Consider the following 24,875-nt stretch of genomic DNA (forward strand, 5'->3'; position numbering starts at 1 on the left):
CGATACGCTGATTGTCGATCAGTCCGAGCGGGAGGGCAGCGTTGTCGAACCTTGTTGCGGTTCCGGAGCTGATGGCTTCGGCGGCAACGGATCTGGCGGGCATCGAAGCGGCGCTGCGCGCCGCCAACGCGGCCGCCGCGCTGCCCACCTCGGGCGTGCTGGCCGCCGGTGCCGACGAGGTGTCGGCGGCGGTGGCGGCGCTGTTCTCCGCGCACGCGCGGCAGTATCAGGCGTTGAGCGCTCAGACCGAGGCGTTTCAGCAGCGGTTTGCGCAGCTGCTGAGCTCGGGCGCGGGAGCCTATGCGGCCGCCGAGGCCACCAACGCCGGGCCCTTGCAGCCGGTGCTGAACCTCATCAACGCGCCGACCGAGGCGTTGCTGGGGCGCCCGCTGATCGGAAACGGCGCCCATGCGACCACACCGGGCGGTGCCGGCGGGGCCGGCGGCCTGCTGATCGGCAACGGCGGCAACGGCGCGGCCGGCGGGGCGGGTCAGGCCGGCGGCGCGGGTGGAGAGGCCGGATTGATCGGTAACGGCGGTGCGGGTGGCAGCGGCGGTAGCGGGAGCGGCGGCGGGGCCGGGGGTGCCGGCGGATGGCTGTTGGGCAACGGCGGCCTGGGCGGATCCGGTGGGCTGGGCGGTGGTGCCGGCGGCGCCGGCGGGGTTGCCCGGGTGATCGGCTTCGGCGGCGCCGGCGGCGCCGGGGCGATCGGCGCAGCGAGCGCGACCGGCGGCGGTGGCGGCGCGGGCGGTCAGGGCGGCTTCCTGTTCGGCGGCGGCGGCAACGGCGGCGCCGGCGGATTGGGCGGCCCGGCGGGCGTGAGCGGGGTGGGCGGCAACGGCGGCGCGGGCGGTGCCGGGGGCGCCGCGGGCCTGTTGTACGGCAACGGCGGGGTGGGCGGCTTTGGCGGCCAGGGCGGCGAGGCCGCGGGTATCGCAGCCGGCGTCGGCGGCGACGGCGGCGCCGGCGGGCAGGGCGGTGACGCCGGCTGGATCGGCACCGGCGGCAATGCCGGCGGTGGCGGCGCGGGGGGAATCGGCGGAGTCGGCGGAAACGGCGGCAACGGCGGGAACGGAGGGGCCGGCGGATCGGCCAAGGTCCTCGGGACCGGCGGCAACGGTGGGGCGGGCGGGGTGCCCAGCCCACCGTTCGGCGTCCCGTCCGGCGGGACCGGTGGGCCCGGCGGCGCCAAGGGCGTCATCTTCGGCGCGGCCGGCTTGCCCGGACCGGACGGCTGACCAGTTCGGGGGTGGCTAGCATCCCAGGCATGACCCGCTACGAGACCCTCGACTTCGCCCAAGACGGGCCTGTGACCCGAATTGCACTCAACCGGCCGGACGCGGCGAACAGCATCAACGACGTGCTGGCCCGCGAGTTGATGGATGCGGCGAGCCGGTGCGATGTCGCCGAGACGAAGGTCGTGCTGCTCACCGGGAAGGGCCGGTTCTTCTGCGCCGGCGGCGATTTGCAGGCGATGGCGCGCTCGCCGCTGGGCGCGGGCCGCTTCGTGAAGGGCCTCGCCGACGACCTGCACCGGGCGATCTCGACGTTCGCCCGCATGGATGCCGTCTTGATCGTCGCGGTCAACGGCGCGGCGGCCGGGGCCGGATTCAGTCTCGCGCTCATCGGCGATCTCGTGGTGGCCGCCGAATCGGCATCCTTCACGATGGCCTACACCAAAGCGGGGCTGAGCCCCGACGGCAGTTCCTCGTACTACCTGCCGCGACTGGTGGGCGTGCGGCGCGCGCAGGAGCTGATGTTGACCAACCGGCGGCTTTCGGCCGCTGATGCGGCGCAGTGGGGACTGGTCACCGAGGTCGTGCCCGACGACACGCTGGCCGAGCGCGCCGAAGCACTGACCGTCCAGATGAGCACTGCGGCAAGGCTTTCCAGTTCATCGGTGCGAAAGCTGCTGCTGATGAGTTTCAGCAACGGCCTGGAAGAACAGATGGAGATCGAAGGCCGGATGATCGCGGCATGCGCCGGCAGCGCCGACGGCCAGGAGGGCATCGACGCGTTCCTCAACAAACGCCGACCCGAGTTCGCCTAGGAGGGCCAGAGCAGCGCGGGGGTCGCCCCGGGCGGCGGCCAGGCATGGTCGTTGCGGTAAGCCCATGTCTCCCAAGGATTGTCGTAGTAGGCCGCCGTCATGATCAGTCGCGACAAGTCCTCTTCGGGGTGCAACAACCAGTACCCGGTTCCGACGGCGGTTCCACCGACCGTCCAGGCGTAGTAGCTGGCCGAGAAGAAGGGGCCGAACAACCTGTTCTGCCAGACGTGCAGTGCCTCATGGTTGAGCATGAGGTCCACCGCCTTCGGGCTGTAGCCCAGATGGCTGGTGACGTTGCCGAACGTGGTGGCGTAGCCGGTGAGTCCGATGCCGCCCCGGTAAACGTGCGCACCGGCGACCGCGCTCAGCGCGGCGTCGTAATTGGAATTCGGCGTGAACTCGTTGACGATCTGCACGCCGTACCCCAACGCCGTGCCCGGTGCTCCCCAGGTGTAATCCAGAATCAGTGCCGCCCAGCCGCGCGGGTCGCTGAAGTCGTAGATCGCGAATTGGCGAGCGATGAAGTTGTTTACCCGGTCGATGCCGGTGCCGGCCAACAGCGACGAGTTCGACGCCTCGGCGGCGGCATAGGAGGCTGCCGCCGCCTGTATCGACTGTCCGAACTGCTGCAGCAGTGCGCTCGTCTGCGCGCCCAGCGCCTGGTACTGCTGGCCGAACCCCGAGAAGAGTGCGGCCACCGCCTCAGATATCTCGTCAGCGGCCGCCGAAGCGAGCGCTGTGGTCGGCGTAGCGGCGGCGAGCCGCGCTGCCTCGAGGCTCGAACCGATACCTGCGACGCCCGCTGTCGCCGTCGTCAGCAACCCTGGCGCCACGACCAGCTGCGACATTCGGTTTCCTCCCCCTAACCCGTCGGAACGACTCCTGATTATGGACGGGAGCCACAGGTGCATCCGGCATTTTGAGGAATCCGGCGTGGGAGGTCGAGCCGTGGAGCCGCCTAGGAGAATCGAACTCCTGACCTATTCATTACGAGTGAATCGCTCTACCGACTGAGCTAAGGCGGCCGTGCCCTCGCGGGCGGCACGAGTCTAACGCAGTTGCTGACCGATGGTGGCAACCATGGCGTCCACAGCGAACTTGGGCTTGACGTTGATCGCCAAGGCTTCACGGCATTCCAGCACGGCCTCTATGCAGCGCAGCAGCCGCTCGGGGGCGGCGTGCCCGGCCAGCGACGCCACCCGCTCGGCCATGTCGGGGTGGTTCGCCCGGACGTGACCGGCGTTCGCCGAGACCACCAGCGCGTCCCGGAAATACGTGGCCAGGTCGATCAGCGCCCGGTCCAGGGCGTCGCGCGAGGCCCTGGTCTGGCGGGATTTCTGCCGTTTTTCCAGGTCCTTGATCGCACCGGCGGCGCCGCGCATCGCCCCTGCAGCGCCCTTGCCGGTGCCACCCGCTCCCAGCGCGGTGCGCAGTTCCTCCGTCTCGACCTCGGCGCGCCCGGCGGTGAGCGCCACCGCCTCGGCTTCGGCCGCCGCCACCAGCTCCTCGGCGGCGGTGTACGCGCGGGCCGGGCGCGCGGCGTCACGGACCAGCTCCAGCGCCTGCTGACGTCGCTGCCGGGCCTCCGGGTCGGTGGCCAGCCGGCGCGCCCGCCCGACGTGCCCGCCGCTGACGGACGCGGCCCAGCCGGCGGCCTCGGCGTCGAGTCCGTCGCCGTCGATCAGCACCCGGGCAATCGCCTCGGTGGGTGGTGTCACCAGTGCCACGTGCCGGCACCGGGACCGCAAGGTGATCGCGATGTCCTCGGGATCCACCGACGGCGCGCACAGCAGGAAGACCGTCGACGGCGGCGGTTCCTCGACGACCTTCAGCAGGGCGTTGCCGGCGCCCTCGGTCAGCCGGTCGGCGTCCTCGATCACCACGATCTGGTGGCGCCCGGTGGTGGGGCGCCGCGACGCAACCTGAACGATGCCGCGCATCTCGTCGACACCGATGGACAGGCCTTCGGGAATGACCCGCCTGACGTCGGCGTGGGTGCCCGCCATCGTCGTTGTGCAGGCGCGGCAGCTCCCGCACCCCGGCTCGTCTTCTGACGTGCACTGCAGCGCCGCCGCGAAGCACAGTGCGGCCACCGAACGGCCGGAACCGGGCGGACCGGTGATCAGCCAGGCATGTGTCATATGTCCATCGGGATGGGAGCTGTGAGGGTTATCACCACGTGCGGACCTGGCGGCGGCGAGCAGCTCGGCTTCCACCGCCTGCTGGCCTACCAGCCGCGTAAACACCCCGGTCATCAACGGCAACAGTAGTGAGGACCCCCGACAGAGACCGATCAGCATCCGTTTTGCGACAAATCCGTGATCTTTCGGCATCTTTCGCCCACGTCGGACGACCTGGCGGGGACACTTTTAGTTTCCGGCGAGTCCCCGCTGACCGATACGGTGGGTGCGTGACCATGGCAGCAACCCTCCCGCGGCGAATCAGCGCATTCGCCAGGTGGGTGGTGCGCACTCCGTGGCCGGTTTTCTCCCTCAGCATGTTGCAGGCCGACATCATCGGCGGCTTGTTCGTCCTGGGCTTCCTGCGCTACGGTCTGCCGCCGCACGACCGGATCGAGCTGGGCGACCTGCCGCGGCTGAACGTCGCCATCTTCATCAGCTCGGTGGTCTTCCTGTTCTTCGCGGGGTTCGCTTGGAATTTGAAGCTGCTGGTACCCGTTTTCCGGTGGCAACGCCGCGACAATCTGCTGGTCGAGGCGGATCCGTCCACCACCGAGCTGGCCCGCACCCGCGCGTTGCGCATGCCGTTCTACCGCACCTTGACCAGCGCGGCCTCCTGGGCCGTCGGCAGCGTGGTCTTCATCATGGCCAGTTGGTCGGTGGCCCGCCAGGCCGCACCGGTGGTGGTGGTCGCGACCGCGCTGGGCGCCACCGCGACCGCGATCATCGGCTACCTGCAGTCCGAACGGGTGCTGCGTCCCGTCGCGGTGGCCGCGCTGCGCAGCGGCGTACCCGAGAGCGTGCGGGCACCCGGCGTCATCCTGCGGCTGATGCTGACCTGGGTGTTGTCGACCGCCGTCCCGCTGCTGGCGATCGTCCTGGCGGTGGTTTCGGACAAGATCGCGCTGCTGCACGCCTCGCCGGAGAAGCTGTTCAACCCGATCCTGCTGCTGGCGCTGGCGGCACTGGGCATCGGAGCCGCCAGCACGCTGCTGGTGTCGATGTCCATCGCCGACCCGCTGCGCCAGCTCCGCTGGGCGCTCTCGGAGGTGCAGCGCGGCAATTACAACGCGCACATGCAGATCTACGACGCCAGCGAACTGGGCCTGCTGCAGTCCGGCTTCAACGACATGGTGCGCGACCTGTCCGAACGGCAGCGGCTGCGTGACCTGTTCGGCCGCTACGTGGGCGAGGACGTGGCCCGGCGGGCGCTCGAGCGGGGTACCGAGCTGGGCGGGCAGGAACGCGACGTCGCGGTCCTGTTCGTGGACCTGGTCGGTTCCACCCAGCTGGCCGCTTCCCGCCCGCCCGTCGAGGTGGTTCACCTGCTCAACGAGTTCTTCCGCGTCGTGGTCGACACCGTCGGCCGGCACGGCGGGTTCGTCAACAAGTTCCAGGGTGACGCCGCGCTGGCGATCTTCGGCGCCCCGATCGAGCACCCCGATGGCGCCGGTGCCGCGCTGGCCGCCGCCCGCGAGCTGCACGACGAGCTGATCCCCGTGCTGGGATCCGCGGAGTTCGGCATCGGTGTCTCGGCGGGCCGCGCCATCGCCGGCCACATCGGGGCGCAGGCGCGCTTCGAGTACACCGTCATCGGCGACCCGGTCAACGAGGCCGCCCGGCTCACCGAGCTGGCCAAGCTCGAGGCGGGCCACGTGCTGGCCTCGGCGATCGCGGTCAGTGGCGCGCTGGACGCCGAGGCACTGTGCTGGGACGTCGGCGAGGTCGTGTTTCTGCGTGGCCGCGCCGCGCCCACCCAGCTGGCGCGTCCGTTGAAGCTGGCCGAACCGGAGAGTGCCTGCGACTCGCCGGAAGTCTCCAGCGAAGTGCGCCGCTAGCTCCGCTTGGCGGCCTTCTTGGCCGGCGCCTTCTTGGCGGGCGCCTTGCGCGCGGTCTTCTTCGCCGTCCGCTTCACCGGGCCGCGGGCGCGGCGGTCGGCCAGCAACTCGGCGGCCCGCTCGTCGGTGATGGACAGGACGTCGTCGCCCTTTCGCAGGCTCGCGTTGGTTTCTCCGTCGGTGACATACGGCCCGAAGCGACCGTCCTTGATCACCATCGGTTTGCCGGACGCCGGGTCGTTGCCCAACTCGCGCAGCGGCGGCGCCGAAGCGGCCTGACGCCCGGAGCGTTTGGGCTCGGAGTAGATCTTGAGTGCTTCGTCGAGGGTGATGGTGAACATCTGATCCTCGGTCGCCAGGGAACGAGAGTCGGTGCCTCGCTTGAGGTATGGGCCGTAGCGCCCGTTCTGGGCGGTGATCTCTTCGTTGGAGGCGGGGTCCACCCCGACCACCCGCGGCAGCGACAGCAGCTTCAGCGCGTCCTCGAGGGTCACCGTCTGAAGATCCATGGTGCGCAACAGCGAACCGGTGCGGGGCTTGGGCCCGGTGGGCTTCTTGCCCTTCTTCGCGGCGGACCCGGCACCGCCGTCGTCGCCGTCGGTTTTCGGCAGCACCTCGGTCACGTACGGTCCGTAGCGGCCGTCCTTGGCGACGATCTCGTGGCCGGTCTGCGGGTCCACGCCCAGCACCCGCCCCTCCTGCGGAGTGGCGAAAAGCTCTTCTGCCACTTCGAGAGTCAGCTCGTCGGGGGTGAGTGAGTCGTTGAGGTTGGCCCGCTGCGGAGTCGGTTCACCGTCGTCACCGGTCACCGTGCGTTCCAGATACGGCCCGTTCTTGCCGACGCGCACGTAGACGGGACGGCCTTCGGCGTCGTCAAAAACCTTGATGGAGTTGACTTCTCGGGCGTCGATGCCTTCCAGGTTGACGCCGACCAGTTTCTTCAGGCCGCCGGAACGGGCCACCGAATCGGGCACCCCGTGGTCGCCGCCGAAATAGAAGTTGTTGAGCCAGTTGGTGCGTCGCTCATTGCCGGAGGCGATGGCGTCGAGTTCGTCCTCCATCGCCGCGGTGAAGTCGTAGTCGACCAGCCGGCCGAAATGCTGTTCCAGCAACCCGATCACCGCGAAGGCGACCCAGGACGGCACCAGGGCGCTGCCCTTCTTGTACACGTAGCCGCGGTCCTGGATGGTCTTGATGATCGAGGAGTACGTGGACGGCCGGCCGATGCCCAGCTCCTCGAGCGCCTTGACCAGCGAGGCCTCGGTGTAGCGGGCCGGCGGGTTGGTGGAGTGCCCGTCCGGAGTCAGCTCGATGGCGGCCAGCCGCTGCCCCGGCGACAGGTTGGGCAGCCGGCGCTCGGCGTCGTCGGCCTCGCCCCCGGCGAGTTCGTCGACCGTTTCCACGTACGCCTTGAGGAAGCCCGGGAAGGTCAGGGTGCGCCCGGACGCGGAGAACACCACCTGCTGCTCGCCGGCGCGGCCTTCGATGCGCAGACTCAGCGTGGTGCCGCGGGCATCGGCCATCTGCGAGGCCACCGTGCGCTGCCAGATCAGCTCGTAGAGCCGGAACTCGTCGCCGTCCAGCTCGCGGCGCACCGCGTCCGGGGTCGCGAACGTCTCGCCGGCCGGCCGGATGGCCTCGTGCGCCTCCTGGGCGTTCTTCACCTTGCGGGTGTACTGCCGCGGCGACGGCGACACGTACTCCTCGCCGTAGAGCTGGCGGGCCTGGTTGCGCGCGGCGCTGATGGCCGACTGCGACAGCGTCGTCGAGTCGGTACGCATATAAGTGATGTAGCCGTTCTCGTAGAGCCGCTGCGCGATGCTCATGGTGCGTTCGGAGGAGAACCGCAGCTTGCGGCCGGCCTCCTGCTGCAGCGTCGAGGTCATGAACGGCGGGTACGGACGGCGGGTGTAGGGCTTCTCGTCGGCGGAGGCGACGCTGAGCTGCGCACCCTGCAGGTTGGTGGCCAGGGCGGTCGCACCGGCCTCGTCGAGCACGACCACTTCGTCGGCCTTGCGCAGCGTCCCGAGCGAGTCGAAGTCACGACCGGTGGCCACCCGCAGGCCATCGACGTTGGTCAGGCGCGCGGCGAACGTCGGCGGCTGGGCCTGGGGGTCGGACACGCTCGCGTCCAGTCTGGCCAGGATGTCCCAGTAGGAGGCGCTGCGGAAGGCCATCCGGTCGCGTTCGCGCTGCACGATGATGCGGGTGGCGACCGATTGGACCCGGCCCGCCGACAACTTGGGCGCGACCTTCTTCCAGAGCACCGGGCTGACCTCGTAGCCGTACAGCCGGTCCAGGATGCGGCGGGTCTCCTGCGCGTCGACCAGGTCGATGTCCAGGTCGCGGGGGTTCTCGGCGGCCTCCAGGATGGCCGGTTCGGTGATCTCGTGGAACACCATCCGCTTGACCGGGACACGCGGCTTCAGCGTCTCCATCAGGTGCCAGGCGATCGCCTCGCCCTCGCGGTCACCATCCGTCGCCAGATAGAGCTCGTCGACGTCCTTGAGCAGGCCTTTGAGCTCGGTGACGGTGCTCTTCTTCTCCGGACTGATGATGTAGAGCGGTTCGAAGTCGGCGTCGACGTTCACACCGAGCCGCGCCCACGGCTCGGATTTGAACTTCGCGGGCACGTCGGCAGCGGCGCGCGGCAGGTCGCGGATGTGGCCACGGGACGACTCGACGATGTAATTGGAACCCAGGTAACCAGCGAGTTTGCGCGCTTTTGTGGGCGACTCCACGATCACGAGTCGCCGGGTGCTGCCGTTTCTGCCGCTGCTAGCCCTCTTGGGGGCCCGGTCAACCAACTGCGCCTACACTCCATCTCCGGTGTCGGTCCCTGGGCGGAACCGTCTCGCAGAAACAATGACAGGGCGGTTCCCCGATATTCCGGATTTCCGGTCATCCATGGGTACGCCGCCGTGCCTTGCCCCGCGGGCAACTGACAATTTCGCACCATTGGGCGGGCCCGCGCAAACCGGCCCGCCGGGGTGAGGGTCGCGGCGCGCCCTCAAATCCGGGGCCACTGCGCTGCCGCACCGGGCCCGTCAGGGGCCTCTCCCACGTTCTCTACCAGCCGCGATAGCCTCCGCCGACCACTTATTCGGAGCGCTGGGCGGGCCCCGCGGGTACCGATCAAAGTGGGGGCGATCCCGACCCGCATCAGAGCCGATGCCAGCGGCGAATGGGTGTCCGGCGCGTGCGGGTCCAGCCCGAGCAGGTAACGGTCGGCCTCGGGGCTGCCTGCCGCCAGGGTCCAGGCCCGCAGCTCTCTCGGCCCCGGCAACCAGCGCGGTGGAACCGTCTTAACCGCGCCCCGCGTCCATTCGGTGGCGATGCTGCGCAAAGATGGGTCCGCCGCTGTCCGCACCAACGGATGGTCTTCATCGGTCCGGGCGATCTCCGGGACCAGGCCGGCCTCCCGGATCATCTCGGCCAGGGCCGAAGCACGCCAGGATTCGTCGACAACCACCGACAGCCTGGCGCCGGCACCCACCAGCACGATCTGACCCGGCGCCGCCAGCAGCCCACACAAGTCCCCGACCGCGGGCGGGACTGACTCCGCGGCGAAGAAGGAAAGCTGGCTCACGCCACAGACAGTAGGCCAGCGAGCGGACCCGCCGCCGCTCCGCGTCGGCGCGGCGGGCCGGTACCGGCTCACCAGAAACGAAAACCCCCGGACGGGTCCGGGGGTTCCGTTTGGGAATCTGCTCGAATCAGAGCGAGCGGACTCCGGTGGCCTGGGGGCCCTTAGGGCTGTGGCCGATCTCGAACTCGACCTTCTGGTTTTCTTCGAGGGTGCGGAAGCCCGTCCCCTGGATCTCCGTGTAGTGGACAAACACATCCGCGGATCCATCTTCGGGGGCGATGAAGCCAAAGCCCTTCTCCGCGTTGAACCACTTCACAGTTCCCTGTGGCATCTCTCGATCTTTCCTTTTCTTTCTGGGTGCGGGGCGCCGCCTTTCGATGCCCCGGGCCAGCCGCGACCGCCATACCTTCGCGGACTCGCCGGAACTTCACCCGACAGATAACCTCGCAGGAACCGCGACCGCAACGTCGATCCTGCGAAAGTTTTACACGAACACAGAAGCTGCGACCGCACTCAGTCAACCATGTTCAACGCGTCGGCGACAGTCTCTAGGCCCAGACAGACCGCCGAATGGCCGGTCAATTTACGTCAGCGTCATCACCGGGGGCCGCGCCAGGCCGCGCCGGGGCCCAGAAAGGTAGCTGATGGCGAGTTTCGGCAGTGAGCTGCTAGCCGCCGCGCTTGCCGGTACCGCGACCGACGAGCGGCCGCTGCGCCACACCGCCGAACTGCCGCCCCGGCCCGGCAATCCGCAAGGCTGGCCGGCGTGGGCCCGGCCCGAGGTGGTGCGCGCATTCACCGACCGGGGAATCGCGGCGCCGTGGTCGCATCAGGTCCAGGCGGCCGAACTGGCGCACGCCGGACGTCACGTGGTGGTCAGCACCGGCACGGCGTCGGGGAAGTCGCTGGCCTACCAGCTGCCGGTGCTCAACGCGCTGGCCGGTGATCCGCGGGCCCGGGTGCTCTATCTGTCGCCCACCAAGGCACTGGGCCACGATCAATTGCGCGCGGCGCAGGTACTGGTCACCGCCGCCGCCCTGAACGACGTCGCGCCCACCGCATATGACGGCGACAGTCCCACCGAAGTGCGGCGCTTCGCCCGCGAGCGCTCCCGCTGGATCTTCTCCAACCCCGACATGATCCACCTGTCGATCCTGCGCAACCACGCCCGTTGGGCGGTGTTGCTGCGTGGCCTGCGGTTTGTGGTTGTCGACGAATGTCATTACTACCGAGGGGTTTTCGGGTCGAACGTAGCGATGGTGCTGCGCCGCCTGCTGCGACTGTGCGCGCGCTATTCGTCCTACCCGACGGTGGTCTTCGCCAGCGCCACAACAGATTCCCCCGGCACCACGGCGACCGAGCTGATCGGCCAGCCGGTGAGCGAAGTCACCGAGGACGGCTCCCCGCAGGGGGCCCGCACGGTCGCGTTGTGGGAGCCGGCCCTGTTGACCGACCTGATAGGCGAGAACGGCGCTCCGGTCCGGCGGTCGGCGGGCGCAGAGGCGTCCCGGGTGATGGCCGACCTGATCGTCGAGGGCGCCCAGACACTGACCTTCGTGCGGTCCCGGCGCGCGGCGGAGCTGACCGCGCTGGGCGCCCAGGCGCGCCTGAGTGACACTGCCCCCCAGCTGGTTCCGACGGTGGCGTCCTATCGCGCCGGATACCTCGCCGAGGACCGCAAGGCGCTGGAGAACGCGCTGGCCGAAGGCCGGTTGCGTGGGGTGGCCACCACCAACGCACTGGAGCTCGGAGTCGACATCGCGGGCCTGGACGCGGTGGTGCTGGCCGGGTTTCCCGGAACGGTCGCATCGTTCTGGCAGCAGGCCGGGCGATCGGGGCGGCGCGGTCAGGGCGCACTGGTCGTGCTCATCGCCCGCGACGACCCGTTGGACACCTACCTCGTGCACCACCCGTCCGCGCTGCTGGACAAGCCGGTCGAGCGCGTCGTCATCGACCCGCGCAACCCATACATTCTCGGGCCGCAACTGCTCTGCGCGGCAACCGAACTGCCGCTGGACGAGGCCGAGGTGCGGTCGCTGGACGCGGTGGAGGTCGCCGAGGGTCTGGTCGACGACGGCCTGCTGAAACGGCGGGGCAGCAGGTACTTTCCGGCACCGGGGATGGAACCCCATGGGGCGGTTGATATCCGGGGCTCCATCGGGGGCCAGATCATGATCGTGGAATCGGACACCGGACGCCTGCTGGGCAGCACCGGCGTCGGGCAGGCACCGGCCTCCATCCATCCGGGCGCGGTGTACCTGCACCAGGGTGAGAGCTACGTCGTCGACTCTCTCGATCTCGAGGAGGGCATCGCGTTCGTCCATGCCGAGGATCCCGGCTACGCCACCTTCGCACGGGAGATCACCGACATCGCGGTGACCGGGCAGGGTGAGCGTTCGGTGTTCGGGCCGGTCACGCTGGGCCTGGTCCCGGTGACCGTCACCCACCAGGTGGTGGGATACCTGCGCCGGCGGGGCAACGGTGAAGTGATCGACTTCGTCGAGCTCAGCATGCCGCAGCACTCACTTCCGACCATGGCAGTGATGTACACCATCGATCCGGATGCATTGGAGGGCAACGGCATTGAGCTGTTGCGGGTGCCCGGGTCCCTGCATGCCGCCGAGCACGCGGCCATCGGCCTGCTCCCGTTGGTGGCCAGCTGCGACCGTGGCGACATCGGCGGGCTGTCCACCGCAGTCGGTCCCGACGGCCTGCCGACGGTCTTCGTCTACGACGGCCATCCGGGCGGAGCGGGGTTCGCCGAACGCGGTTTTCATCGGGCCGTCACCTGGCTGGGCGCCACCGCCGCGGCGATCCAAGCCTGCGAATGCCCGAACGGATGCCCCTCGTGTGTGCAGTCGCCCAAGTGCGGCAACGGAAACGATCCGTTGGACAAGGCGGGTGCGGTGCGGGTGCTGCGGCTGGTGCTGGACGCGCTCGGTTCCGCCGGATAGGTCGTCCTCCCCCGATCGGGGGAGAAAAGTTCATACCCCGAACCCGCCTTCTGACCGAAGCTGCGAGCACCCCTGCTGCGCGACGGTGGTAGCCGCAGTACCGGCTCCGTCGGCGCAAGGGGATCCAAGCGATGTCGTTCGTATCAGCCAGCACAGAAGCAGTGGCAGCAGCAGCAACCGACGCGTCGCGCATCGGATCGTCGCTGCTCTCGGCAAATGCCGCGGCGGCGTCCGCAACAACTTCGGTGCTGGCCGCGGGTGCCGATGAGATCTCGGCGGCCCTGGCCGCGCTGTTCTCCGGACACGGGCAGGCCTACCAAGGGCTCAGCGCGCGGATGATGGCCTTCCACGACCAGTTTGTGCAGACCCTCAATTCCACCGCGACCACCTACGCAAGGGCCGAAGCGGCGAACGTCTCGCCGTTGCAGTCGGTGCTGGACGTCGTCAACGCGCCGGTCCATGCAGCCACCGGGCGGCCCCTGATCGGCAACGGCGCCAACGCCGCCCCCGGCAGCGGGCTCAATGGCGGCGACGGCGGGTGGCTGCTGGGCAGCGGCGGGGCCGGTGGTTCGGGTGCGGCCGGCACTGGACAGCAAGGTGGTAACGGCGGCGCCGCCGGCCTGATCGGGTTCGGGGGCGCGGGCGCCGCGGGCGCCGCTCTCTCGAACGGAGCCGGCGGCGCTGGCGGCGCCGGCGGTACGGGCGGTTACCTGTGGGGCAACGGCGGGGCCGGTGGGGCGGGCGGTACGGCGACGGGCGGGGACGGCGGCGCCGGTGGAGCCGGCGGGGCCGGTGGGCTGTTCGGCAGCGGGGGCACCGGCGGGACGGGTGGCTATGGCAGCGCCGGAGGTGCAGGCGGTGCGGGCGGCGCCGGCGGACAGCTCTCCGGGCTGATGGCAGGCGGCGGCGGAAGCGGCGGTGTCGGCGGGTCCGGCAGCACCGGTGGAATCGGTGGCGCGGGCGGTAGCGGAGGCCTCGACGCCGGCAACGGCGGGGCCGGCGGCGCGGGCGGCTACGGCGACGTTTCGGGCGGAGCCGGGGGCGCCGGCGGCAACGGCGGCCCCGTCTTCGGCAACGGTGGCGCCGGCGGACAGGGCGGCGCCGGCCAATCCGGCTCCGGCGGTGACGGAGGCGCCGGTGGCAACGCGGGCCAGCTGTTCTCCAACGGAGGTGCCGGCGGAGACGGCGGCTTCAGCATGATCGGCAACGGCGGCACCGGCGGAGCCGGGGGCAACGCCGGTTCGGTTGGCTTCGGCGGCGTCGGTGGGGCCGGCGGATACAGCAGCAGCAGTCATTTCGGCGCCGGCGGCCACGGCGGCGCGGGCGGGCATGGTGGTACGGGCGGCCAGGTGTTCGGCAGCGGTGGTGCTGGCGGTGCAGCCGGGGCCGGAGGCTTCGCCATCGGCGGAACCGGCGGCAACGCGGTCCTGATCGGCAACGGCGGCAATGGCGGCACGGGCGGAAACCTCGGCGTAGGCGGGGTCGGCGGTTCGTTGATCGGTCTCGACGGCGCTAACGCGCCGATCCCCACCGACCAGGCGCACCTCACCCAGCAGATTGCGCAGAACGTGGTCAACTTGCCATTCAGGGCCCTGACTGGACGCCCGCTGATCGGCAATGGAGTGCCCGGGGCTCCGGACGTTCATCCCGCCGGCACCGATGGCGGATGGCTACTCGGCGACGGCGGCGCCGGCACGCCGGCCGAGTACGGCAGCATCCCTAGCGGCGGCAATGGCGGCAATGCGGGGCTGCTGGGCACCGGGGGCGCGGGCGGCCCCGGCAAGCCGACCGGCACCGGCGGGACAGGTGGTTCCGGCGGTGCCGGCGGCTGGATCTTCGGCGATGGCGGGGTCGGCGGAATGGGCGGTGGCGGGTTCACCGGGCCCGGCGGGGCCGGTGGCGCCGGCGGCGCGGGCGGGCTGTTCGGCGCCGGCGGGCGGGGCGGGGTCGGCGGCGCCGGAGTCGGCACATCCGCCGGAGGCACCGGTGGGTCCGGCGGAACCGGTGGGGTCTTCGGCCCGCTGGCCGGCGGCGGAGCCGGCGGCGACGGCGGTTACGGCGCACAGACCGGCGGCGCCGGCGGACCCGGTGGTGACGCGAATCTGTTGGGCGGCGCCGGTGGCGCCGGCGGAATGGGCGGGTTTGGCGACAGCCTGGACGGTGGTGCCGGCGGCCACGGCGGCAGCGCCGGTCTGCTGTTCGGCGACGGCGGGATCGGCGGCGCCGGCGGCTCGACACAAGGGGCGGACCTGAGACCAGGAGGTGCCGGTGGAACCGGTGGCCACGGCGCGCAACTGTTCGGCAGTGGCGGCGCCGGCGGGGCCGGTGGCAACAGTGGCCAGGGGGCCGGCGGCGCCGGCGGCCTCGGCGGCGCGTCCGGTTTCATCGGTGGCGGGGGCGCCGGCGGCGCCGGCGGATTCGGCTCCTACGCGACCGGTGGCGCCGGAGGGCAGGGCGGAATCGGTGGCCTGCTGTTGGGCCTCGGCGGCGCCGGGGGCGCGGGCGGTACCAACAATCTGCCGACCGGCAACGGGGGCACCGGCGGAGCCGGTGGAAACGCCGGGTGGATCGGCGGCGGTGGCAACGGCGGCAATGGCGGCACCGGCGTCGTCAACGGAACCGCCGGACGTGGCGGCCTCGGCGGCGATCTCATCGGCCGGGATGCACCGGACGGGTTGTCCTAGCTAACCCGCCGACTGCTGATCCGCTCGGTGGCACTGTCACCCGATCGAGTCGAGCGAGGCAGTTCGCGTGCCGTTGGTCACCGTCGGGCGCCGGGACGGGTGCGCGCGGCGACGGGGCGGTTGACCAGCGACGATGGCCTGGACGGAGCGGCCTGACCCACCGCCGAGGGGCCGGTGGAAAATTCCCGGAAATTTTGTGGTTTCATTTCCCGGAAAAGGCGCTACGGTGCTCATATCCGTCGCTCCACAGCGACGGATTACAGACACTGGCCGAGTCTGTCGTCGTAGACCGATTGGGAGGTGTCATGTCGTTTGTCAACGCGGCGCCCGACCGCTTGATGGCAGCGGCTCGCAATCTTGCCGGCATCGGTTCGACACTCAATGCTTCCAATGCAGCCGCGGCGGCACCGACATTGGCCGTCTCGGCCGCTGCCAGCGATCAGGTATCGGCCGCCGTCGCGGCATTCTTTTCGGGACATGCCCAGGGCTACCAGAAGCTCAGCGCTGAGGTGGCACGATTCCACGGCGATTTCGTACAAGCACTCAACGCCGACGCGGACACTTACGCCTCAGCCGAATCCGCCAATGCCTCCCAGCTCCGTCAATTGACCAATGCCGCACCGGACGCCCCGGCGCTCGGCACCGGTGAAACAGTCAAGGCGGTCAGCGCGCCACCCGCCGCCCCCAGCGGGGTTCCGTACGAACCCGGCGGAGTCCGCGGCGGTGCCGCAAGCCCACGAACGCGCACGGCGGCCGGGCCGGTGGGCGGTGCAGCGCCTAAAGGGCCGGGCACTGGCTCGTCGACCGAAAGTGTTACGCCCAGCGGGAACTGCGGCAGCGGCGGCATTCTGCTTCGCACGGCGCCGCTGAGCGAACCTGCCGTCGGCTGGTCGGGCAGTACCGCCAAAGCCGGCGCTTCCGGCGGACTGCTGAGCCGGCTGGTCGACGCCGAAGGCGTGAACGACCGGTCCAGCACCGGTGCGCGCAACGGCGTCTGGCTCGACGGGATCCGGGGCGCCGGTCTGACGAACGGCGCGAACGGTGCCAACGGCGCGAACGCCGCGAACGGCGCGAACGGCAGGGGCGTCGTGCAGCGCGGCGTTGGTGCCGGCGGCAGCGACGGATTGGCAGCCGGCGCCGGCAGCATCGGCTCATAAACGAAATCTTTCGGTCCCGGGTCGAAATAGCCGGACGGACTCATTCCTGCCATTGAATTCGCGGGCGCACCGCCGTGATCAATCGCGGCAGACGCTGCGTATCGCAGTGGACTCCCTTGGCAGACAAAAAGTTTGAGGGATTGTGAAATAAATGTTGAATTGCCGTTTCCGGCGGTCGTGGCCGGCGTTGGCGTTTGCTAATTTGCACGGAGAAAGCAAACGTCAGCAATTTTGAATGGCCTAAACCAATGAACCAACGCCGCTTCGGCAATGGCAGTCCGGCCGCAAAAACGTCCGATTCCGGCCGGTCACCTCCTGGGCCTCCGAGCCTGGGCGGCAGGGGTGCCGAGACACCTTGCGATACAACGCATTCCACGCTGCCCGATCAGCGATGGAAGACGATTAGGGTGATTCAGAACACGGATTACATTGCGCAATCCGATGGACGGCGACCGACCCCTCGACGGTCGACCTCCACGGATTTGCCTCGTGCGGTCGGCAACAGAATCCGAGATCGCACAGCATCCGAGGTCGCACAGCCAAAACGCGAATGCAGCAGCAACGTACCCGGCTTCGAGTCGGGAACGCAACACGCAAGTGGGCCATTTCACGAAAAAATTTCTGCCGAAATCCGTCTGACGGTATGACAAATCGAGCAGCCGTGGATACATGTGCTGCCCACACCCGAAATACCTACTACACCGCTCAACTGGCGGTGGCTCACCATCCGGCTGTACGCGCAAACCCCGCTCGGACAAGGGATTTGACGCCGCCGTCAACGTTTCGCCGCAAGCTCACCCGCCCCGCCACCCGGGAAGGCAGACATGTCGTATCTCATTGCCACTTCTGACCTACTGCTCACCGCCGCAGCGGATCTCGGCGACATCGGAGCCAGGATCGGCGCCGCCAACACCGTCGCCGCCACCCACACCGCTTCGATTCTGGCGGCGGCCCAGGATGAGGTGTCGACAGCCGTCGCGGCCCTGTTCGGCACGCATGCCCGGGAGTATCAGGCGATAGGCGCCCACCTGTCGGCGCTCCATGACCGGTTTGCGCAGACTTTAGGGTCCGCCGCGACGTCGTATTCCGCCGCCGAGGCGGCCGGCGCTTCACCACTTCAGGCCGCCCTGGACGTGATCAACGCGCCAACTCAGACGTTGCTGAACCGCCCACTGATCGGTAACGGAGCCAACGCCGCGCCGGGAAGCGGCCGCAACGGCGGGGACGGCGGGCTGCTGTTCGGCAACGGCGGGGCCGGCGGTTCCGGCGGTTATAGCCAGAACGGCGGAAAGGGCGGCGCCGCCGGACTATTCGGAACCGGCGGCGCGGGCGGAGCGGGCGGCGCGGCCCTGGCCGGAGTCGCGGGGATAGGGGGCAACGGCGGCGCCGGCGGACTGTTGTTCGGTCAGGGCGGCGCCGGCGGCACCGGCGGCGGAACCAGCGGCTTCGGAGGCTCGGTTGCCGTCGGAGTAGGCGGCACCGGTGGTGCCAGTGGGCTGTTCGGCGCCGGGGGCGCCGGCGGTACCGGCGGCCGCGGCAACGGCCAGTTGGCCGGCGGAGACGGCGGGGCCGGCGGGCCGGGCGGATTCTTCGCCAACGGCGGTACCGGCGGCAACGGTGGCAATGGAACGCCTGGTGGCGGCCATGGCGGCGCGGGCGGGGCCGGCGGGTTCTTCGGGGACGGCGGGGTCGGCGGTTCGGGCGGTCAGGGCACCACGGGCGGCCATGGTGGAACGGGCGGGATCGGAGGGCTGCTGTCCGGCAACGGCGGCGCGGGCGGCCTGGGCGGCTTCGCCGGCGGCGGCGGCCCCGGTGGTACGGGAGGCTCCGGCGGCAACGCCGGGCTGTTCGGCGACGGCGGCGTCGGCGGGGGCGGCGGCGCCGCGACCACCGGCAGCGCCGGCAACGGTGGCGTTGGTGGAGACGGTGGCCGGGTTTCCGGGGTGGGCGGCGCCGGCGGCCAAGGTGCCAGTTCAGCATTCGGCAACGGGGGCGCCGGTGGAGCAGGCGGGAATGCCGTCGGGCTGTTCGGCGCCGGGGGCAGCGGTGGTGCCGGTGGCGGCACTCCCGGCGGGCCCCTCGGCGGCAACGGCGGCGCGGGTGGTACCGGCGGGATTCTGATTGGTCCCGGCGGCAGCGGCGGTGCCGGCGGAGTGGGCCAACACGGCGGCGCGGGGGGAACGGGCGGCGTCGCGCGATACGTCGGCGGTGGCGGTGCCGGCGGCATCGGAGGAGTGGGATTGTTCGGTGGCGCCGGGGGCGACGGCGGAAACGCGGGCACGCTGTACGGAAACGGTGGAGCAGGTGGAGCCAGTGGTGACGGCAACCAGGCCGACGGCGGCTCGGGGGGCAATGGCGGTAACGCGGGCCTGATCGGCAATGGTGGCAACGGGGGTCCCGGCGGCAACGTGCCGACCATCGGTTTTGTCGGCTACCACGGCGGTAACGGCGGCGGCGCCCAACTCATCGGCAACGGCGGTAACGGCGGCAACGGCGGTGTCGGTCCCGGGTCGACGGGGACTGGCGGACTCGGCGGACCCGGCGGTCAGTTGCTCGGGCAGATCGGAACCGATGGTCAGTAGCCGAGGATCGCGGACCGTATCCGCCTTGGTCACAAGGACATTCCGTCGGATTCCGCGCCCGCGCACCCGTGGCGAAGGTGCCGCGCACCACACCCTGCCCTGTCAACGAGGCAACAGGTGATCGCCTAAGCTGCACCCTATGAGCCACGACTGGTTGCTCGTGGAGACGCTGGGGGACGAACCCGCCGTCGTAGCGCAGGGACGGCAACTCAAGAACCTCGTCCCGATCACCAACTTCCTGCGCCGCAGCCCGAATCTCTCGGCCGTCAAGACGGCGATTGCCGAGTCGGTGCAGACCGGTCAGGCGCTGACCAGCATCACCCCGAAAAGTGACCGCGTCATCCGCACCGAACCGGTGATGATGTCGGACGGCCGGATGCACGGCGTGCATGTGTGGACCGGACCGATTGACGAGGAACCGCCCGAACGACCCATCGTGGGCCCGCTGAAGTGGGATCTGACCTGCGGGGTGGCCACCGATACCCCCGAGTCGCTGGCCAACAGCGGCAAGAACGCCGAGGCCGAGGTGACCTACGGGAGAGCCTTCGCCGAGGACCTGCCGTCCCGGGAACTCAACCCCAACGAAACCAAAGTCCTGGCCATGGCGGTCAGAGCAGAGCCGGGCCAGACGCTTTGCAGCACATGGGATCTCACTGATTGGGAAGGGAATCCCATCCGGATCGGCTTCACCGCCCGCAGCGCGCTGGAGCCGGGATCCGACGGCCGTGACCACCTGGTGGCCCGCGCGATGAACTGGCGCGCCGAACGCAAAGGCCCACCGGTCGTCGCCGACGACCTGGCGCAGCGGATACTCAACGGCCTGGCGCAGGCAGGTGTGCATCGTGCGCTCGTCGACCTCAAGAACTGGACCCTGCTGAAGTGGCTGGATGAGCCGTGCTCTTTCTACGACTGGCGCGGGAATGAGGGCCAGCAGCGGGTCCATCCCGATGACGAAGCCATATTGCACTCCATGACAGAGGAATTCGCCGACGGCGCGACCAGTCGGGTGCTGCGGCTGCCTGGGAATGACACCGACTGGGTGCCGGTACACGTCACCGTCAACCGGGTGGAACTGGAACCCGAAACCTTCGCCGGGCTGATCTCACTGCGGCTGCCCACCGAGGACGAAGTGGCTGCGGCGGGACTGTCGACCGCAGACGACCCCGGCTGATCCCGCCCGGTCAGCCTCGCCCTGTTCGGCGAGTCCCCGGGCCGTTTCGCTGAGGCCCATCGACCGGCCCTGCCCGCGCAGCAGCCCGTGCCACGCCCACCGCAGGCACGGCCACCTCGACGCTGACAACTACGTCGAGGTCCTGCACCACGCACTCGACGGCACGGACCCGCATCTGGCGGACCACCGACGTCGCGCGCGCACAGGCCACCGAAACTCCTTGCGGCAGTGCGGCGGCTCCGGCCAAGGCACCGAGATCGGCCGCCGCCTGCGCCCGATGACGTGCCGCCACCACCGAGCCGAGGTAGACCCCCGCTGCCGTGACGAACAGCAATACAGCGACCGCGGCAGCGGCGACCACCGTGGCCGCGCCGCGATCATCCCGGCTCCTCGGCCGACACCGCTCTGGCAGCAATGTCCAAAGCAGGCAACAGCTTTGAACGGGCCCTGACGGTAGCGACCAGATAGCCGCCGTCATCTTCCAGCTGGACCTGCGCGCCCGGTGGTGCGATCCGTCGCGCCGTTGCCACGGCGTTGCGCTGGTCGCCGCGCGCCGCCAGCCGGGCCGCTTCACGTGCGGCGTCGATGCAGCGCACCTGCATGGACACGGCGGTAACCCCGGCCAGGCACAGCACGAGCACCACCACCACGGCAGCGATCGCCAGGGCCGCCTCGACGGTGCTCGAGCCCGCACTGCCGGTCAGACCTTGGTGCTCAACGCGCGCCCGATGATGTGGTTGAGCGCGGACACCACCGAGTCTCCGGTCACGACGGTGTACAGGATCGCTCCGAAGGCGGCGGCCGCAACAGTGCCGATAGCGTATTCGACCGTCGACATGCCGGACTCGTCGCTCGCCAGCATCGTCAGCCGTGCCAGGATTACTCGAAAAGTGCTGCGCATCAACATATTCCTTCCTCATATCAACCCCGACTGCAGAACATCACCGGCCAGTCCGGCCACCACCGGAACGATGCCGAGGCACACGAAAGCCGGCAGAAAACACACCCCCAGCGGACCCGCGATCAGTACCCCGGCCCGTTCAGCGGCCGCCGCGGCCGCCGCCGCGGCACCGTGACGAGACTGCGCCGCAAGCTCGGCCACACCATCGGCGAGAGCGGCGCCCGATGTCGACGATCGACGTGCCAGCCGCAGCAGCCCATCGAGTTGCCCATCGGCGGAGCGCAGGTTCACCGGCGCCGACCACGCGACGGAGGAGTCGGCACCCAGCGCCAGCAAATCGGCGGCGCGCCGCAACACCGACGCCAACCGCGGCGGCGCCGACGTCGCGGTCGCCGACGCGGCAGTCGCGACGGCCATGCCCGCTCGCAGGCACACCGCAAGCACATCGAGGCTCGATGCCACCCCCAGGGGGTCCGGACCGCGCTGACCCTGTCGGCGGGGAGGGAACGACCGCACCTGCAGTCCGGCACGAGCGCGGACCACCGACGGGCCTGCGCCGATCAGCAGTGCCACCGCCAGCAACGCCGCCGCGACACTCATGCCGCGGCCGCGCGATCGGTGATGCGGTCCGACCACCACAGTCCGACGCAGGTCAGCGCCACGCCCGCCATCAGGAAGCACCCGCCCGCGTAGCCACCGAACAGGAAGCGCACCGGCCGCGCGCCGATCAGCTGCCCGAGCAACAACCCCAGCAACGGCAACCCCGCGAGGATGACCGCGGTCGCACGGGCACCCGCCAAACCTGACCCGACCGTCGCCGAGAAGCGTTGCCGCTCAGCAATATCGCGCTGCGCAGCCCGCATCAGCGTGGCGACCGCCAGGCCGTGGTCGGTGGCCAGCTGCCAGCACACCGCCAGCCGTTCCCAGTGCTGCGGCAGCACCGATGATCCCGCCGCGGTACGCAGGCCAGCCGCGACGTCGGCACCCAACCGGGCCCGCGCCGCGACCGCTCGCATACCCGCAGCTACCGCACCGGCAGTCTCATCGGCGGCCACGTCGAACGCATGGACCGGATGGGCACCCACCCGCAGTTCACCGACCAGCACATCGAGGCCCGCTTCCAGCGCCCGGCCTTCTTCGGCGCCACGCCGACCGCGGATGCGCCGGCGGTACCGAACGGCCACGACGGTGCCTGCCAGGGCGCCCGACACGACCGTCGTCCACGGCAGCAGCAAAGACGCCACCGCGCAGGCACCCGCGCAGAGCCAGCCGAGTGCCCGCGCGCCGACCACCAGTCGCCGAGCCGGTGCCGCGGGAACCAGCCGGACCCGCGGTGACGCCGGTGACACCAGCAGCGCCAACGACAGCAGCAGCGCCGAAAGCTGCGGGCCCGTCACGTAGGCATCCGGGTTCGCACGATCGCGTCCAACTCCGCGGCGGCTTCTGTGCCGCCTCGGTCCGCATGCCACGCCGTGATCGCCCGGACCAGCCCGCCTTCGGATCGGCGCAACAACGCGATCTCGTCGAGTCGTCGCCGTCCGGCCCGATCCCGGGTCATGTGGAGTAGCACCTGCACGCCTTATCTGTAATTACCTGGTCTATGGCTAGCAATATATGCGCGTTGATCTGATTATTTATCGTGAGATACATGTATCCTATGGTGGTGGGAAGTTGCACATTAATGGGCGGAGTAACAGTTGGGCGTGTTACTTGCGCAGACTGCTTTAGTGTGCGAAATTCGCCTCATGAACCTACAAAGGTGGCTGGATCGGATCGTTGCCGATCATCGGCCGTCCTGCGCGACGTTGCGCTACGACTTGGAGAGGGTGATCCCGAAGGTCGCCGCGATGTACAAGCCGTGGTTCGAGGATCCGCGGGATGTCCACGGGTTGGCGTTCTGCGCGAACGTGCGATTGTTGGTGTTGCGGGAGCGCGAGTTGCGCGGCCCGATGCCGGGCGACACGCTGCTGAGCTCGTGCGGCAGTGGGCTCTCGGTTCAGCTGTCCGATTCACGCGGGATGGATTTCCGGCTGCGGCGCTGGCCGTCGCGGGTGCTGCACGGCGAGCGGGTCCGCATGGTCATCACCCCCGGCGGCGGTCAGCATCCCATGGCGGCGACGGCGGCGGCTCCTGGGGAGCAGATGACCCTCGACGAGGGTGCGCAGACGCGGTTGTTCCCGGCGCCGACATCCACCCCGATGGGCAAGCCGGACATCGCCGCGTTGTGGTGGCCGACCAAGGACGGGTATGGCCTGGCAGAAGCGGAGTTGGCGGCGGTGATCGATATCGACAACGCTTCTCGGGTACAGATTTTGGCGTCCACACCGTTGCCACCGGTCACCGAGTCGCCGCTATTGTTGGGCCCACCCCCGGCTCCGATCGTGCCCACCGACGACTTCGGCGAATGGGCTCCACCATCGGCGGCCTCGGGTACCGACGACCCCGACCAGCCAGAACCGGCCTAGCGGGTCGTCGCAGTGGGGGGCGACGCACAACTTGTCGCGGGGTCGTTATTGAATCGGGGCTGCGATGAACACGACCGTGGATGTGTACGGGTTACGGGTCAACCAGGCCCGGGTGATCCGGGCGATGACCGTGACCGCAGTGATGGAATCGTTGGGCTGGAAGCATTCTCGGCTCAACCGGGTGGAACGTTCGGCGACGACCACATTGTCGGCCGAGGACTTTGAGCGCTTGGTGGCGGTGTTGAGGTTCCCGGCGAAGTTCTTCACCACGGTGCCGACCTCGCGCGTGCATCCCCGGGATCTGCTGTTCCGGGCGCCGCGGTCGATTACGGCGACCGAGCGGGAGTATCTGGCGCAGTTCGCGGCGTTGGCAGGTGAGTTCCTCGACGAGTTGCACACTCGGGTGAAGTTGCCGCCGGTGCGGGTACCGGTGCTCGACAGTGAGACACCGGTGGATCAGGCGGCTGCGGAGGTCCGCAAGGCGTGGGGGTTGGACCCGGATGCGCCGATCGGTTATCTGACGCATGAGATTGAACGCAACGGGGTGGCGATTGTGATGCGCCGGCTGTTGACGTCGTCGTCGCGGCGCATCCTCGGCGATGAGGATTCCACCGGCAAGCTCGATAAGCATCTGGGGTATTCGGTGCGGGTCGGTGAGTTCAACACCAGGCCGTTGATTGTGGTGCGGCAGTCGAGTTCGTGGGAGCGGACTCGGTGGACGCTGTCGCATGAGGTGGGGCATCTGGTGTTGCATGCCGCGGGATCGGTCAACGAGGAGCGGGAAGAGCAGGCCTCAGCGTTCGCTTCGGAGTTCTTGGCGCCGGCGGCGGTGCTGGCCGATGAGGTCTCGCGTGCACCGTCGTTGGCGGAGTTGTTGCCGGTCAAGGCCCGCTGGGGGATTTCACTGGGGGCGTTGCTCAAGCATCTGCATACCTCGAAGCTGTTGAGCGACGAGCGGTTTGAGGCATTGCGGCGCCAGCTTTACACCCGCACGAACACCGAGACCGACACCACGTGGGGCCGGGTCGAGCCGGGCTGGAAAGACCGCGAGGTGGAGCGTCCGCGGCTGCTCAGTAAGTGGTTGGAGATGGCGTTCTCGGCGACGTCGCCGGTGATGTTGGCCCCGTACGGCCTGATCTGGCCGCAGGACATGTTGGAGGACTTCGCCGTTGGTCAGCGCACCGGGCCGCCGGCCAACACTGCGCGGGTGGTCGAGGAGCCGGCATCGGTGGTGGCGATGACCGGCACGCACTCCAATGTGGTGAGGTTTCCGGTGGGCCGGCGGCGGCGGGGCTGAAGGTCTG

At 69.7% G+C, this 24,875-nt stretch carries 20 protein-coding genes, 1 tRNA gene and 1 pseudogene; 10 read left to right on the forward strand and 12 right to left on the reverse strand.

What is annotated here, in order from left to right; all coding sequences use genetic code 11:
- Window positions 1-41 precede the first annotated feature (41 nt).
- Window positions 42-1,235, forward strand: a pseudogene (locus C0J29_RS28190) (PE family protein); the annotation flags it as partial.
- A 32-nt stretch (window positions 1,236-1,267) separates the two neighbouring features.
- Window positions 1,268-2,050 (forward strand): enoyl-CoA hydratase/isomerase family protein, encoded by a 783-nt coding sequence (locus tag C0J29_RS28195; protein WP_065043744.1) that lies wholly within the window; start codon window positions 1,268-1,270, stop codon window positions 2,048-2,050.
- On the opposite strand, the gene C0J29_RS28200 is transcribed toward C0J29_RS28195, so the two are convergent.
- From C0J29_RS28200 to C0J29_RS28210, 3 genes are all read right to left on the reverse strand, one after another.
- On the reverse strand, window positions 2,047-2,898 hold the full coding sequence (locus C0J29_RS28200) for a PE family protein (RefSeq protein WP_120794248.1): 852 nt from the start codon (window positions 2,896-2,898) through the stop codon (window positions 2,047-2,049). The genes C0J29_RS28195 and C0J29_RS28200 overlap by 4 nt on opposite strands.
- Window positions 2,899-2,999: 101 nt before the next feature.
- A tRNA-Thr gene (locus tag C0J29_RS28205) sits at window positions 3,000-3,075 on the reverse strand.
- 24 nt (window positions 3,076-3,099) lie between these two features.
- A complete protein-coding gene (locus tag C0J29_RS28210; protein WP_120794249.1) occupies window positions 3,100-4,305 on the reverse strand; it encodes a DNA polymerase III subunit delta' in 1,206 nt (401 codons plus the stop codon).
- Window positions 4,306-4,466: 161 nt separating this feature from the next.
- Between C0J29_RS28210 and C0J29_RS28215 the strand changes: the two genes are divergently transcribed.
- Window positions 4,467-6,068 (forward strand): adenylate/guanylate cyclase domain-containing protein, encoded by a 1,602-nt coding sequence (locus tag C0J29_RS28215; protein WP_065043629.1) that lies wholly within the window; start codon window positions 4,467-4,469, stop codon window positions 6,066-6,068.
- Here C0J29_RS28215 and topA read toward each other — a convergent pair.
- The 3 genes from topA to cspA all read right to left on the reverse strand — a co-directional run bounded on the left by topA (window position 6,065) and on the right by cspA (window position 9,988).
- Complete coding sequence (topA, locus tag C0J29_RS28220; RefSeq protein ID WP_065043628.1) at window positions 6,065-8,875, reverse strand: type I DNA topoisomerase; 2,811 nt, start codon at window positions 8,873-8,875, stop codon at window positions 6,065-6,067. The genes C0J29_RS28215 and topA overlap by 4 nt on opposite strands.
- Before the next feature lie 203 nt (window positions 8,876-9,078).
- A complete protein-coding gene (locus C0J29_RS28225; RefSeq protein WP_065043627.1) occupies window positions 9,079-9,657 on the reverse strand; it encodes a hypothetical protein in 579 nt (192 codons plus the stop codon).
- A gap of 127 nt (window positions 9,658-9,784) precedes the next feature.
- Entirely contained in the window at window positions 9,785-9,988 is a 204-nt protein-coding gene (gene cspA, locus C0J29_RS28230; RefSeq protein WP_003419650.1) for a cold shock protein CspA, read from the reverse strand.
- Between the two features lie 313 nt (window positions 9,989-10,301).
- On the opposite strand from cspA, the gene C0J29_RS28235 reads away from it, so the two are divergent.
- From C0J29_RS28235 to C0J29_RS28255, 5 genes are all read left to right on the forward strand, one after another.
- Window positions 10,302-12,611 (forward strand): DEAD/DEAH box helicase, encoded by a 2,310-nt coding sequence (locus C0J29_RS28235; protein ID WP_120794250.1) that lies wholly within the window; start codon window positions 10,302-10,304, stop codon window positions 12,609-12,611.
- Window positions 12,612-12,742: 131 nt separating this feature from the next.
- The gene (locus C0J29_RS28240) at window positions 12,743-15,295 is read left to right on the forward strand and encodes a PE family protein (protein ID WP_120794251.1); all 2,553 of its coding nucleotides are present in this window, start codon (window positions 12,743-12,745) and stop codon (window positions 15,293-15,295) included.
- Window positions 15,296-15,600: 305 nt separating this feature from the next.
- Window positions 15,601-16,452 carry a PE family protein gene (locus C0J29_RS34560; RefSeq protein WP_120794252.1) on the forward strand — a complete coding sequence of 284 codons (852 nt, stop codon included), beginning with the start codon at window positions 15,601-15,603 and terminating at the stop codon, window positions 16,450-16,452.
- An 824-nt stretch (window positions 16,453-17,276) separates the two neighbouring features.
- Complete coding sequence (locus C0J29_RS28250; RefSeq protein ID WP_120794253.1) at window positions 17,277-19,034, forward strand: PE family protein; 1,758 nt, start codon at window positions 17,277-17,279, stop codon at window positions 19,032-19,034.
- A 139-nt stretch (window positions 19,035-19,173) separates the two neighbouring features.
- Entirely contained in the window at window positions 19,174-20,205 is a 1,032-nt protein-coding gene (locus tag C0J29_RS28255; protein ID WP_120794254.1) for a PAS domain-containing protein, read from the forward strand.
- A gap of 10 nt (window positions 20,206-20,215) precedes the next feature.
- Here the strand turns inward: C0J29_RS28255 and C0J29_RS28260 are convergent, their stop codons facing one another.
- Genes C0J29_RS28260 through C0J29_RS28285 form a run of 6 tightly spaced genes read right to left on the reverse strand, consistent with a single transcriptional unit; the run spans window position 20,216 to window position 22,664 of the window.
- Window positions 20,216-20,566, reverse strand: a complete 351-nt coding sequence (locus C0J29_RS28260; RefSeq protein WP_065045432.1) for an Rv3654c family TadE-like protein — start codon at window positions 20,564-20,566, stop codon at window positions 20,216-20,218.
- A gap of 16 nt (window positions 20,567-20,582) precedes the next feature.
- Complete coding sequence (locus C0J29_RS28265) at window positions 20,583-20,909, reverse strand: TadE family type IV pilus minor pilin (RefSeq protein WP_082978063.1); 327 nt, start codon at window positions 20,907-20,909, stop codon at window positions 20,583-20,585.
- Window positions 20,906-21,112 (reverse strand): DUF4244 domain-containing protein, encoded by a 207-nt coding sequence (locus C0J29_RS28270; protein WP_120794256.1) that lies wholly within the window; start codon window positions 21,110-21,112, stop codon window positions 20,906-20,908. Before C0J29_RS28270 ends, C0J29_RS28265 begins: the two co-directional genes overlap by 4 nt.
- 9 nt (window positions 21,113-21,121) lie before the next feature.
- Window positions 21,122-21,706 (reverse strand): type II secretion system F family protein, encoded by a 585-nt coding sequence (locus tag C0J29_RS28275; RefSeq protein ID WP_120795015.1) that lies wholly within the window; start codon window positions 21,704-21,706, stop codon window positions 21,122-21,124.
- Window positions 21,703-22,503, reverse strand: coding sequence for a type II secretion system F family protein (locus C0J29_RS28280; RefSeq protein ID WP_120794257.1), 801 nt, complete (start codon window positions 22,501-22,503; stop codon window positions 21,703-21,705). Before C0J29_RS28280 ends, C0J29_RS28275 begins: the two co-directional genes overlap by 4 nt.
- Window positions 22,500-22,664: a conjugal transfer protein TrbB gene (locus C0J29_RS28285; RefSeq protein ID WP_371872470.1), complete on the reverse strand. Its 165-nt coding sequence runs from the start codon at window positions 22,662-22,664 to the stop codon at window positions 22,500-22,502. The genes C0J29_RS28280 and C0J29_RS28285 overlap by 4 nt, the downstream gene beginning before the upstream one ends.
- Window positions 22,665-22,851: 187 nt before the next feature.
- On the opposite strand from C0J29_RS28285, the gene C0J29_RS28290 reads away from it, so the two are divergent.
- On the forward strand, window positions 22,852-23,571 hold the full coding sequence (locus C0J29_RS28290; RefSeq protein WP_065035919.1) for a hypothetical protein: 720 nt from the start codon (window positions 22,852-22,854) through the stop codon (window positions 23,569-23,571).
- 64 nt (window positions 23,572-23,635) lie between these two features.
- Window positions 23,636-24,868, forward strand: coding sequence for an ImmA/IrrE family metallo-endopeptidase (locus tag C0J29_RS34565; RefSeq protein ID WP_065035918.1), 1,233 nt, complete (start codon window positions 23,636-23,638; stop codon window positions 24,866-24,868).
- Window positions 24,869-24,875: the final 7 nt, after the last annotated feature.

This window comes from Mycobacterium paragordonae (assembly GCF_003614435.1).
GTDB lineage: Bacteria > Actinomycetota > Actinomycetes > Mycobacteriales > Mycobacteriaceae > Mycobacterium > Mycobacterium paragordonae.